General features: G+C 41.0%; 9 protein-coding genes. 8 read left to right on the plus strand and 1 reads right to left on the minus strand.

Features of this window, described 5'->3' with window-relative positions; genetic code table 11:
* The first annotated feature begins 182 nt into the window (after nt 1-182).
* The 6 genes from AR334_RS02120 (at nt 183) to AR334_RS02145 (ending at nt 11,428) form a co-directional block, all read left to right on the plus strand.
* Nucleotides 183-593, plus strand: a complete 411-nt coding sequence (locus AR334_RS02120) for a hypothetical protein (RefSeq protein WP_066304374.1) — start codon at nt 183-185, stop codon at nt 591-593.
* A gap of 152 nt (nt 594-745) precedes the next feature.
* Nucleotides 746-3,055, plus strand: a complete 2,310-nt coding sequence (gene helD / locus AR334_RS02125) for an RNA polymerase recycling motor HelD (protein WP_066304376.1) — start codon at nt 746-748, stop codon at nt 3,053-3,055.
* Between the two features lie 171 nt (nt 3,056-3,226).
* Nucleotides 3,227-4,072 carry a hypothetical protein gene (locus AR334_RS02130; protein ID WP_066304378.1) on the plus strand — a complete coding sequence of 282 codons (846 nt, stop codon included), beginning with the start codon at nt 3,227-3,229 and terminating at the stop codon, nt 4,070-4,072.
* A gap of 29 nt (nt 4,073-4,101) precedes the next feature.
* Nucleotides 4,102-5,082, plus strand: a complete 981-nt coding sequence (locus AR334_RS02135) for an aldo/keto reductase (protein WP_066304381.1) — start codon at nt 4,102-4,104, stop codon at nt 5,080-5,082.
* A 211-nt stretch (nt 5,083-5,293) separates the two neighbouring features.
* Nucleotides 5,294-10,324, plus strand: coding sequence for a lamin tail domain-containing protein (locus AR334_RS02140; RefSeq protein WP_066304384.1), 5,031 nt, complete (start codon nt 5,294-5,296; stop codon nt 10,322-10,324).
* Between the two features lie 396 nt (nt 10,325-10,720).
* Complete coding sequence (locus AR334_RS02145) at nt 10,721-11,428, plus strand: DNA alkylation repair protein (RefSeq protein ID WP_066304386.1); 708 nt, start codon at nt 10,721-10,723, stop codon at nt 11,426-11,428.
* Nucleotides 11,429-11,517: 89 nt separating this feature from the next.
* Here AR334_RS02145 and AR334_RS02150 read toward each other — a convergent pair whose 3' ends face one another.
* Nucleotides 11,518-11,865, minus strand: a complete 348-nt coding sequence (locus AR334_RS02150; RefSeq protein WP_066304387.1) for a hypothetical protein — start codon at nt 11,863-11,865, stop codon at nt 11,518-11,520.
* Nucleotides 11,866-12,263: 398 nt separating this feature from the next.
* On the opposite strand from AR334_RS02150, the gene AR334_RS02155 reads away from it, so the two are divergent.
* Together AR334_RS02155 and AR334_RS02160 are read left to right on the plus strand one after the other, a co-directional pair.
* Nucleotides 12,264-12,866 carry a TetR/AcrR family transcriptional regulator gene (locus tag AR334_RS02155; RefSeq protein ID WP_253701159.1) on the plus strand — a complete coding sequence of 201 codons (603 nt, stop codon included), beginning with the start codon at nt 12,264-12,266 and terminating at the stop codon, nt 12,864-12,866.
* Nucleotides 12,863-13,630 (plus strand): crotonase/enoyl-CoA hydratase family protein, encoded by a 768-nt coding sequence (locus AR334_RS02160; RefSeq protein ID WP_066304390.1) that lies wholly within the window; start codon nt 12,863-12,865, stop codon nt 13,628-13,630. The genes AR334_RS02155 and AR334_RS02160 overlap by 4 nt, the downstream gene beginning before the upstream one ends.
* The last annotated feature ends 21 nt before the right edge of the window (nt 13,631-13,651 follow it).

Consider the following 13,651-nt stretch of genomic DNA (forward strand, 5'->3'; position numbering starts at 1 on the left):
AATGGTTCTCTTTAGAAAAAACGATAAAACACCTACAAATGTTGAAATACCAATCATTTCTGGGTGTTTTTGGGTTTTCGGAATATCAAGAATATCCTTTGTAGTCCATGTGAATCCGATAGACACTCTTATTCTCATTTTACATAAATTATTGTAATTTGAGGTTTAGGGGGTCGGTAATCATGAATGATCCAAAGAAAAGGAACATAAACAGCAAAAATAAGAGCGACCAAACAAATATGGAGATCAAAAAATTGGAAAAAGAGGTTGCCCTTGGCCTTTGGATTCAAGTGATTGGTCAGCTGATCGAGCTTAAAGGATTAACTGGGATTTTTCAATTAGAGGAAGATGCTAATCGAGTTGGAGAACAACAAATTTTAACGGGTGTATGGATTAGAACTATAGGGCAATTGCTGGAGGCGCTCTCCGTATCACGTCAAATTAATGAAACAGATCTCATTAAGCTTCTTCAAGAGCAAAAACTTGCCATCACAGGAGATTTGCTTGTTTCAATTGGTTCGGCTTATGAAGTCGTTGGGGGTATAAATGTTCTTGAAGAAGAATCCGTCAGGCCGCCAATTATTGTCCCATAATTTTTTCTGCCTAGTACATGTTAAAATGGCTGCCCTAGATTCCATATCGGGCAGCTTCTTAATTTATTAAATATTTAAAACTTGACTACCGATAATGCCTTGGTTTAATCTAATTATCCAATACTTCCAAAATTACCTAGTGAGGTGACTGGATGAGTACCAACAATCGAGTTTCTGTCCGTGACCATAAGGACTATCAAGCAGAAGCGGAGCGCCTAGAGTTTACCAAGGAATATATCCGAACCGTTTTAGAAATTTCGAAGGGGAATAAAGAATTTTTCGTTGAAAATATGAAACAATCTTTTTCCGAACTGAATTCAAAGGACAGCAGTGCTAGCTACACAGATCTACTCGCGAATGCAAGTTTTCTTGAATTGGCGGAAACTGAATTAAAACGGCTGGAAAGTGTGATCGGTAAGCCCTATTTTTCAAGGATTGATTATACCAGCGATAGCACGAAAAAGGAAGAAATCTTGTACATAGGCAAGGTATCCTTGTTTGACCGAGTGACCCAGCAGCCGATTATCGTGGATTGGCGGTCCCCAATCGCCAATGTTTACTATGACGGGCGGTTGGGAGAGGTATCTTATGATGCCTATGGAGAAACACAAACCGGGTACCTTTCATTAAAGCGACAGTATGACATCGTCGACGGTTTATTAAAAGAAATCAATGACATCGACCTGACGACCCATGATGAGCTGTTGCAAAAATCTTTAGCAGGTAAAGCCGATAATCGCTTAACGGAAATCGTGGCGACCATTCAAAATGAGCAAAATGAAGTCATCCGGGCATCACTGACTCGCCCAATCATCGTTCAAGGAGCCGCCGGAAGCGGGAAAACAACCATTGCACTTCATCGAATATCCTATTTCCTCTATTCCTTTGGGTTTCAATTTCCTCCAGAAAAATTAATGATTCTCGCACCAAACCGCCTGTTTATTGATTATATATCCGCCGTTTTGCCGGAATTAGGGGTCAACAAGATCAATCAAACGACTTACATCGATTTTATGCGAAGCTGCCTAGGGCAGAAAATAAAACTATTTTCGCCCAATGCCAAGCTAATGAAGCTCATTGAAGGGAACGGAACGAATAAATCGATGAAATGGGTTTCCAGTTATAAAGGGTCACTGGAATTTATGGAATTAATACAGAGGTATGTAAAGGATTTAGAAAGTAATCTTGCCCCAAGCGAAGATTTTGTCGTGGAAAATTCTGTCCTTATGAAGGGGAAAAGACTGAAGGCCTTATTTTTAAAAGAATATACGTATTTACCAATCTACAAAAGGCTTGCAAAAATAAAAAGCCTATTGGAAGAGGATCTAAAAAAGAAGAAATCGGTAATGTTGAATAATCTTAATAAGAAATATGAAGAGACGCTTGATGTTGTCCTTTATAACAGGAGGCTGGACCCGGAGAAGCGGCAACAAAAAGTAACCAGTTTAATGGATCGGGTAGACCAACGAAAGAAGAGGATCGAGCAGGAGTCAAAGGTCGCTGTAAAAAAATATATGTCAGCGTTTGTAATGAAAGATATTTTTGCCTTGTATATGGAGCTAATGACCTCACCTGAAAGAATCCGACAGTTTTCCACTACTCTTACCGATCAAGAATGCAAGGTTCTCAGTAAATATTGTCAGCGAATCTTTGAGCGAGGTGCCTTCGAACTGGAGGATTTTGCTCCGCTGTTTTATATGAAGGCAAAGCTCGAAGGCATTGAAGAACAATATAAAATGCGCAGTATCTTCATAGATGAAGCACAGGATTACAGCTATTTTCAATTCGCCGCCTTAAAGGAAGGTTTTGAAACCGACCTGTTTACGATTGTGGGGGATTTGGCACAAGGGATTCATTCCTACCGTGGCTTGAATAGCTGGACACCGGTACTTCAGGATATTTTTCCGAATGCGAATTATCAGGCCCTGCAAAAAAGCTACCGAACCACGGTGGAAATCATGAATGTAGCGAACGATATCCTGATGTTGATGGACCAAGACTTGCCTAAAGTGGAACCCGTCATTCGTCATGGACAAAAACCTTGCTTTAAAAAAATATATCCGCTGAATCTGGAACAGGTTAGGCTGCAGTTGGAACAAGAAATTGCTTCACTAAAAGAGGAGGAGCTGCACTCCATTGCGCTTATTGGACGAACCGAAAAAGAATGTTTGAGAATCCAAAAGCTTTTTGAAAAAAGTCATCTTCCCATTCAGCTATTGGAAGAAAAACAAGAAATGAAGAAGGGGCATATCGTGATTTTACCTTCTTACCTATCGAAAGGGTTAGAGTTTGATGCCGTTTTGCTTGTCTGTTTGGAAGAAGCTTACTCATTGATGGACCTGGACATTAAATTGTTGTACGTATCGATGACGAGGCCGTTGCATCGGTTGTATTTGTACGGAAAGGCCTCTTCGGACTTTTTATTAAATAGGGTAGACTCGTTGAATTTTATTTTTGAATAATGACAACAGAGACGGTTCTAGTGGCAGATTAAGCCTCTAGAACTGTCCCTTTGGCTTTTTTGCCTAAATTTTCTGATTTTAGTTTTACAATCAGACATTTTTCGACATGTCTCCTGGATTATAATAGGGAATAAGGTCTTTCACTAAATAATCATCGAAAGGGCGGCATGTATGAATGATTTAATCAAAATTAGAGAGCTTGGAGAATTATTTAGACCCTATGGGATTTACCCGCAGGATCGTTTCAACGAGCAAACGGCCTTTAAAGTTTTTCAGAAAACGCATCCCAACCATCACTTTTCACGGGAAGCCCAATATTTGATTCATACGCAACAGCGCCATTCTGAGAGAATTGGAGCCGATCTTCCCTATTGGGGAAAGAACTATTTTTCAAATGATAAAAAAACTCGGTATTTTGTCATTTCACAAGACTCGAATTCACTAGATGCAGGCAGTATTGTCTTTTATGCCAATCTTATGAATCAGGAAATTCATCCAAATGACATTCATACCTATATTAATAGATTTGGCCTTACTCCTTTTAAAAGCTGGAAGGATGCCCGTGACTTTTTTATAACAGACCTGGAGTTAGACATGAACTATATTTATGTGACGGACGCAAAAAAAGTCTATCCAAAAGGTAAAAGGCAGCAAAACCATCAAGTTGACCAAAAACAGAGGCAAAAATGGTTGGCAGAATGCAAGGAACTCAGCAGGGAGTTGATTTTTAAAGAAATCACTTTCTGTTCTCCAGATGTTATTATTGCGATGGGAACTAATGCTTTACAATTGTTGAACCCCGAATCTCTTTCCCAATCTCTGCTATTAGAAAAAAATCAACTCACCCAAAAGCTTAAAAGCCCTATCAATTGTAAGGATGACTGGGTTATTGAAGAGTTTATTTATTCTCCACTCCCGTCTGGAGCAAACCGCAAGTATTTTAATGGGGAAACTAGAAAAAAAGTAAAAGCTGCCATTTACCCTTCCCAAGGACAAACAGGTAAAATAAAAATGTAACGGTAAAAACAGAAATGAGGGATCTTCAAATGGATTATGTGAAGTTTGGCAATACAGGCATGGATGTATCCCGTCTTTGTGTCGGCTGCATGAGTTTTGGAGTGCCAGAGCGCGGGAGTCATCATTGGGTGCTTGATGAAGAGAAAAGCCGCCCGATCATCAAGATGGCTCTCGATGCCGGAATTAATTTCTTTGATACAGCGAATGTTTATTCAGACGGTACCAGCGAAGAAATTGTTGGACGGGCGTTAAAGGATTTTGCCAATCGAGATGAGATTGTCATTGCAACGAAGGTGTATAATCGTATGCATCAAGGTCCAAATGGGGCAGGCCTTTCTCGCAAGGCGATCATGAGTGAAATCGATAAAAGCTTGAAACGATTAGGAACGGATTATGTGGATCTCTATCAAATCCATCGTTGGGATTACCATACGCCAATTGAAGAAACGATGGAAGCCTTGCATGATGTGGTAAAAGCCGGGAAGGCAAGGTATATTGGCGCCTCCTCCATGTACGCCTGGCAGTTCCAAAAAGCCTTACATATAGCGGAGAAGCATGGCTGGACCAGGTTTATCTCGATGCAGAATCATCTTAATCTACTGTATCGGGAAGAGGAGCGGGAAATGTTGCCGCTTTGCAAGGAAGAAAAAATTGCTGTCATGCCTTGGAGTCCATTAGCCAGAGGGAAATTGACACGGGATTGGGAGGAAACAACCTACCGTTCCGAGACGGACGAATATGGGAAAACACTCTATAAAGCAACCGCAGAAGCAGACCGAATCGTGGTGGAACGTGTCGCTGCGCTGGCTGAGCAGCGTCGTGTTGCCCGGGCTCAAATCGCCCTTGCTTGGGTATTGCAGAAACAACCTGTCACAGCTCCAATTATTGGTGTAACAAAATCATCCCATCTCGAAGATGCCTTAGGTGCACTATCAGTAAAATTAACACAAGAAGAAATAGCATTCCTGGAAGAGCCGTATGTGCCTCACCCAATAATGGGTCATCAATAATTACATTTTGAAAACTGAGTAATGCCAAAACCTGATTCCTTATCTTAAAAGGATTCAGGTTTTTTTGTGTTACAACCTTTACAATCATTTTTATGAATTTACAAAATGATTGCAAAATATTAAGAACATTTACATGCTGTTAATATAGAAAAAATAATCTCTATTTATAATGATGGAGAATGTAAAATTCTATCATTTTTTGGAGGATGCTATGAAAATAGGAAGATGGGGAAAAAGAGGACGTAAAATATTTGTGCTAATTAGTATTTTACTAATGATTCTTTCAAACATTAGTTTGACGATTCCAGCTAATCACGTGCAAGCAATCGAATCAGACTCAGAAGACAGTGCTGTCCCTAATGCCACTGATCCAACGATTCAACCAGAAGGCAATCCAAGTATAACGGATCCTTTACCGAACCAAGAGCAAACAGAAAGTGAAATGGAGTCTTCCACACAAACAATTGAAGCTGCTCCAGAAAACATACATAAAGATAGTCAGGTCATGGAGACGGAAGCAGCCGTGACGGACCCAAAAACCGTGACCGCGGAACCGAGTACAGAAGTGAATAGCCCAACAGAAACGGAGTTAGAGGAAGAGGGTTTGAATAGTCTGGCCGTCCAAGTGCCAGAGGGGACATATAGTGACATCCCTGTGTTGATTACCGAGCTATCCCCGAATTCTGCCGGCGCAGGCACTGATTACTACGAGTTTTTTGAATTGTACAATAACACGGACAAGCCTATCGCTTTAAACAATTATTCGTTTGTTTACCGCTATACCGACACAGGGAAGGATGTCGTATTTCAAATACCTACCGTTAGTTTGGAACCGCAAGAAACGAAAGTGTTCTGGTTTAATAACGGCCAGAATTCACTTGTAGATTTCAATCAGAACTATAATTTGGACTTAACAGCCGAGAAAGTGGTCGAGTTTAGCGATACGAATTTCCCCGGTTTTGCTAATGGCGGGTTTCGGGCACTTGTGTTAAAAGATGCTTCGGGAATCGATGTGGTTTCAGCAAGCTATTTAGCTACTGATAATGATAATACTGGAGCTGGGATTGAATACAAATTTCCTTCTCAAGGAACTGAAATGGAGAAGTATAGAACAAAAACAGCGCCAACACCAGGTACCATTGAATCGATTCAGGTTCCTACAAATCCTATTAAAATCGATGAGCAGCCCGTTGACAAAGAGGCACCTGTCATTACACACACACCTGTTTCTACAGGCGAGGCTTTCACATCGGTAACCATCCGAGCCACTGTCACCGACAATAGCGCCAACCCATTTGCTACTCTTTATTATAAAAAAGAGGGTGCTGATAACTTTACTTCTGTTTCGATGATTGCCAGTCAGCAGGATGCAGGGCTTTACACAGCAGAAATTCCGACTGCGGCTGTTGAATCGGACCTAGTTTACTATATTGTGGCATCGGATGGCGTAAATCTTACAAAGACAGAAGAATACACCATCAAAATTCAGCAACCTGATCTTGATTTTAATAAGGTGCCGCCATTTCTCGTGACAGAAATTGTCCCAGATTCCACGAATGTAGGTACTGCGGATGGCTATGAATTTATTGAAGTCTATAACAATAGCGATAAACCAATTAATTTTAAAGATTATAAGATTCAATACCGCTATGGCGAGGACCCGGCAACAGATGTTGTTTGGCCATCTGTACCTGATCAAGTGGTCATCCCTGCGCAAGGAACACTTGTATTTTGGATTATCAATGCCCAAAATGGTGCAAAAACCGTCGCCGATTTCAACCGCAACTATGGTACAAGCTTAGTAGAAAACAAGGATATTGTAAAAATCTACAGCGACGGAATGGCGAATGCCAGCATGCGCGGCCTCGTGGTGGCAACGAATACAAGAAATGAAATTGCGGTGGCCTATTACTTTGATGAGGCAAATGTAGATGATACCAATCCGAATAAAGGAATTTTATACAAATATCCTGTAGATGGATCTAGAAAAATGGTGAAGGTTAGCCCTGGTTTGCTAGATGCCACTCCAGGATCGGTTGAGGCATACCAGATACCAAATAGGCCTGTTCATATGGAAGAGGATACGATTGCACCAACGATTGAAAATAGGACAGGACTAGCAGAAATCGATCAAAAGGAAAATATCCATATCGTTGCTGATGTACAAGATGACAACGAAGTCAAATCGGTCCGCTTATTTTATCGCAACAACACCCAGTCAGACTACAGTCAAGCCTTACTCGCTGAAAATTACGATGATCGCATGTACCACCATACAATCCACGCACCAGAAATCATTGGCAAGGAGTATGTGGAGTATTACTTTGTTGTCTCAGATGGGACAAATGAAGTAAAGAGTGAAACGTATAAAATGAAGATTACCAGCGATTTGGATAACTCCAGTCTTCGTTTGAATGTAAAGGATGGCGAGTATGTTAAGGGGGAGAAAATCCTGAAGGGGACATCTCAGGCAGACGCTCCTGACCAGGTCAAGCTGCTCATTGACGGCAAGGAAGTAACTGAAATCACCTATAAATCTCTGGAACACCGTGCCTACTTTGCGTTTGAAGTCAGTGGTGTGAATACGTTCTTCCAAAATGGCGTCACCATGGGAGATGAAGTTTTAAAAATATTTGATGACTTTATTAATGACTGGGATACCATTACAGTGCCTATTCCTGCGGATAAACTCCAAGTTGGGGAAAATACGATTACCGTTCGTGCTGGTAACAAAGCGTCGCCCTTCCAATTGGAAGAATCGGAAGAAAACAGGGACGACTTTAATATCCGTAATGCGCGTCTGGTTTTAATAGACGGCACGATCTTAATGGACCCAGCTCATAGCGATCCTGCTAAGGTTTATGATATGGGGGATGACGGTACGTATCGACCATTTGAGGATTTCAAGTTTACGATTACAGAAGACCTTACTCATTCAAAAACCTTCAACTGGGATACAACATCTGCGTCGGATGGACAGCACGTCGTAACCGCACAAGATAGCGATGAAGAAATAAACAGGACTGTAGTAGTGGATAACACTGCACCGGTCATCCGCACGAATATAATTGAAGGAAAAGAATACAAAGGAAAGTTCACGATTGAGGCAGAAGCAAACGATGAACTGGCTGGTTTAGAATCACTTCGAGTGATGCTGGATGATCAACCAATTGAAGCTCCGTTTGAAACATCTTCTTCACAGTTGACACCGGGCAGGCACAAGCTTGTGATTATGGCTGTAGATAAAGTGGGGAATCATGCCGAAGAATCCGTTGACTTCCCAGTAGTAAATGAAATGCCGAATAAACCGGAGCTTATTTCGCCAGCGGATGACAGTTCTACCCCGGTTGACGGGAATCCAACCTTAAAAGTAAAGGTTACCGATCCAACAAATGATGATTTAAACGTGACCTATTACCAAGGCTTTCAATATGATGCCAATAATGAAGGAAACGTAAAGGCGTTTAAAAATGCAACAGATACGGAGCCGCCACAAACAATGGTTCCAGAAGGAGAGCAGGCGCTTACAGCTGAGGAGCTATCATTCGTTTCTCAAAAGGATGGAAAGTACCTGACGTCAAATTCAGGGACACAATTTCCGTACCACCGATTTGATGTGACAGTCGATCCGTCAGTAGACGAAAATGACAAAGTAGAGCTGGTGTGGAACGGAAAATCTTTGCAAGGAAGAAAGGTATCGATGTATGCCTGGAACCACCTAGAAGGTAAATGGGCGTTAATTTCATTCAAAATCGCCGGAGCCGAAGACTTTGAATTAATAGGGGACGTGACAGTCGGTGGGTACGTGAAGGATTCGAAAATCAACGTGCTCATTCAAGATGAAATACCGAAATCACCAGATGAATATGACTATACCTTTGTTTGGATGTCCGACACGCAATATTATTCTGAAAGCTATCCTTACATTTTCGAACGGCAGACAAGCTGGATTGCCGAGAATAAGGATAGATTAAAAATTAAATACGTGTTCCATACAGGCGATCTTGTCGACGAAGCAGACAAGGAATATCAATGGGTGAATGCCGACCAATATATGAGAATTCTGGATGACAATCAAATACCGTATGGAGTGCTGGCAGGAAACCACGATGTCGATCACAAAACAAGTGATTATACGCAATACTACAAATGGTTTGGCGAGGACCGCTTTAAGGGGAAATCCTATTATGGAGAGTCTTATAAAAATAACCGCGGCCATTATGATTTAATCTCCACGAATGGAAATGATTTTATCATGGTCTACATGGGCTGGGGAGTACAGGATGAAGATTTGCAATGGGTCAATGATGTCTTACAGCAATATCCGAACAGAAAGGCGATTTTGAACTTCCACGAGTACCTGCTAGTGTCAGGAAATCGCAGCCCAATAGGTGATCAAATCTATCAGAAAGTGGTCTTGCCGAATCAAAATGTCCTTGCGGTTCTTAGCGGCCACTATCATGACTCAGAAACATTGATCGACGCAATAGATGATGATGGAGACGGCACTCCCGACCGCCACGTTTATCAAATGCTTGGTGACTACCAGGGAGGTCCGGAAGGCGGACAAGGATATATGAAGCTGCTTCATTTTGATCAGGACCAAAATCGGATTATCGTGAATACGTACTCACCTTATTTAGATGATTATAATTACTATGAACCGGAAATGTTCCCAGGGAAGGATGAAATGATCATCGATGTCGATTTGCAAGTGCAGGAAAAGCAAGTGGCGACAGATTATTTCGCCGTAAACATTTATACAGATAACATAATTGGGGAACAGAAAAGGGTTCAAAGCGGAAACACAGCTGAGGCCGATTGGCAGAATCTCGTCGAAAATAAGCAATATTCTTGGTATGCCACAGCGGAGGATGACTATACAGGGAAAGCCGTTTCTGATATCTGGACCTTTACGAAGGGAAAGAATGAACAGCCAGCTGCACCGAACCCATCCGATGATGGCGGCAAGGGCACAACTAACCCTGGAAGCTCTCCAAGTAATGGGAAAGATTCGTCTCAAGATTCAAGAGAGAACAACGCAAAAGAAAATCATTTTTCAAAGGGCGAACCTACCGATAAAATCGGAAAACAATCAGGTAATGCATTGCCCAAATCAGCCACTAACATGTATAACCTGATGCTATTTGGTCTTTTGCTGGTTACGATTGGCGGAACTATGATGATCGTAAGCAGGCACAGGAAAAGAGCGGATTATCTTAAAGGGTTAAGTAAATATTAGAAGGAACTAATTTAATGAATTTAGAAGTGGGTGTCCCTATACCAGGGGCACTCCTTTTTTTAAGAGATTGTAAGAACCTGTTCAATCTATCGGCCGCCCTTATCGCAGATATATTCGGATTATCGCAGATATATTTATTTTTACGCAGATAAAAACAAATTACCGCAGATAAATTGAATTTATCGCAGATATAACGCAAAATCTCGCAGATAAATTTTTATATTTGAAAATTCGTGACAGGAATTACTTATAATTACTTGTAAACTACGCCAATTGGGGTGAGTAGTGCAGTGATCAGGACATTTTCGTTTCGAATTAACCCACTGGATTGGAATTTTGGGGATAATAGTATGGTATGATTACCATTAGCAATAATTTTAAAGAGGAAGTGGAACGATGGATTTGGAAACAGTCATGAGGGAGCTTGAAGCCCTCGGCAAGGAACGAATGAAAAAAATGTACATATCCAATGGGGCCCATGAGCCGGTTTTTGGCGTGACAACAGGTGCTATGAAACCAATATCAAAGAAAATAAAAATCAATCAACCTTTGGCTGAAGAGCTTTACGCTACAGGCAATTACGATGCCATGTACTTTGCCGGCATCATTGCAGATCCAAAAGCCATGAAGGAGTCGGATTTTGATCGTTGGATAGATGCGGCGTATTTTTATATGCTGTCTGATTATGTGGTGGCCGTCACTTTATCAGAGTCAGATATTGCCCAAGACGTCGCTGATAAATGGATAGCAAGCGGTGACGAGCTGAGAATGTCGGCGGGATGGAGCTGCTATTGTTGGCTTTTAGGGAATCGCAAGGACCATGAATTTTCCAAAGATAAAATTTCGACTATGCTCGATTTGGTAAAAAATACGATTCACGATTCGCCGGAACGTACCAAATCCGCGATGAATAATTTTATTTATACCGTGGGGATTTCGTATATGCCACTCCATGAGAAGGCAATCGAGACAGCTAAGGAAATAGGTATAGTAGAAATTAAACGCGACAATAAAAAAAGCAGCTTCCTAAACGCATACGAAAATATTCAAAAAGAACTGGATAAAGGAAGGCTTGGTTTCAAACGTAAATATGTTAGATGTTAAATATTTTCGTTTCAATGGGTGTTGATCCTAGATGGATTGACGCTCTTTTGTTTGTTGAAATCAACCACCCCCGATTGGTAAAGAAGTCTCTACTTTACTTTAATAATGTCCAACCTTTTGGTAGTAGAAATCAAATCTATGGAATGACTTCTTTTTGTGTATAAGACGGAAGCTCCTTCTCTTACTCCTTTCCTCCAACCATTTGCTTTGAGAACAATTTCATAATCAAACGGTATTCCATATTCCTCAGTTGCTCTTGACCAATCATAACTTTCCGATTTGATACTTTTTTGTACGGATTCAGCATTTTTAGGAATGGGGAATCCATATAAATCTTCTGACGGTTCATAGAGTGATAATGCAATAAGGTAGTAACTAATGCCAATTCCTATTACAAGTGCCATAACAACAATGGTCCAACCGATTCTTTTCCTCATATTACTCACCTTATATGCTAAATTTTTTCCTCAAGAAACTTGACCGTTTAAGTAAAAATCAACACATCTCATGTATTAATCTTAACAGAAATAACCAAATATCTTTTAAAAATGGATTAATATTTATTCAACACATTGGTTATTTTCAATGGTTTTTTAGGAATCTAAATGTTGAAAGAAAGTATGTCTTTCAGGAGGGGAAGGAATAGAAAATAGAATAAGTAATTGAGCTACTTTAAAGATAAAGGAGAATTAAATCAAGAATATGAACATTGAACCGTCAGAAACTTGTGGTTTTCCTATTGACGGTTTCTTTTTTAAAATAAAATTGACAGATTATTCATTAAAATCTTAAAATTTATATTGAACGTTCATAATAAATAAAAGGAGGTGTCGTTATGCCGAAGATTGGAATGGAGGAAATCAGGAAGGATCAGGTGATTGAGGCTGCAATAAATGCAATTGTTTCAAAAGGGCTTTCAAATCTATCAATGAAAGATATTGCCACCCAAGCAAGCGTAAGCACAGGGATTATTTATCACTATTTTGAAAGCAAAGAAGACTTGCTTATGCAGGTATTAAAAGCTTCCTTTCGCCAATCACATGAAAAGGTTATGGAGACAGTGGGACCGCTAAAGCCATCCCAAGATAAATTGATGAAGCATTTGGAAAATATTAATCTGGTGCCAAAGGATAATCCGGAGTACATGGCGGTCTTTTTAAATTATCTGGGTGAGGCCAATCATAATCCTAAAATCCGTGACATGATTAATAAGTTGTTTAATAATTTGACAGATTATATTGGTCAATACCTTAGGAACGTGTCCGATGATAAGCAGCAGTTAAAAAACCTGCCAGTGATGATTATTGCTCTTGGCATCGGCCTGGGAACCATGTGGACATTAAATAACCAGTTATATGACATTGATGAGATGGACCAAAGTTTAAAAACATTAATTTCCAATTATTTGGCTAACGAGAATGGAGGAAAAAGCAAATGAATGTCCTTATTGAGAAAAAGGGAAAGGTTTGCACGATCACAATCAATCGACCGGAAGTAAGAAATGCAGTTGACCGCCGGACAGCAAAGGAACTGGCCGATGCCTTTCGGGCATTTGAAGCAGACGATACATTACAGGTCGCCGTCCTGGCAGGGGCAGGCGGGACCTTTTGTGCCGGAGCGGATTTGAAAGCGTTATCAATTAGTGAAGGCAACGAGATGAATCCTGATATGTCAAAGGATGGTCCGATGGGCCCAAGCCGAATGCATTTATCCAAACCAGTGATTGCAGCGGTCTCAGGCTATGCCGTTGCCGGGGGCTTCGAACTAGCCATTTGGTGCGATCTTCGGGTGGTGGAACGGGATGCGGTATTTGGTGTGTTTTGCAGGCGTTTTGGTGTTCCGCTCGTCGACGGAGGGACGCAGCGATTGCCTCGTTTAATTGGTATGAGTCGTGCTATGGATTTGATTTTAACTGGGCGTCCGGTGGAAGCTGAGGAGGCATGGGAGATAGGGCTTGCAAACCGGGTAGTGGAACCTGGGACAGCAAAGGATGAAGCGGAGAAACTAGCAGCACAAATCGCCGAGTTCCCGCAAACGTGCATGCTCAGTGATCGTGAGGCCGCTTATAGTGGGTTTGATTTGGACTTTGATAAAGGTATGCAGCTCGAATTTCTGTTAGGCCAAAATGTAGTGAACAGTGGGGAGACAAAGGAAGGCGCTACTCGCTTTTCAAGCGGACAAGGTAGGCATGGGAAATTCTAATTTTTTCAATATAGGTAGTGA

Origin of the sequence: Bacillus sp. FJAT-29814 (genome assembly GCF_001510715.1) — a bacterium.
Lineage (GTDB): Bacteria > Bacillota > Bacilli > Bacillales > Cytobacillaceae > Neobacillus.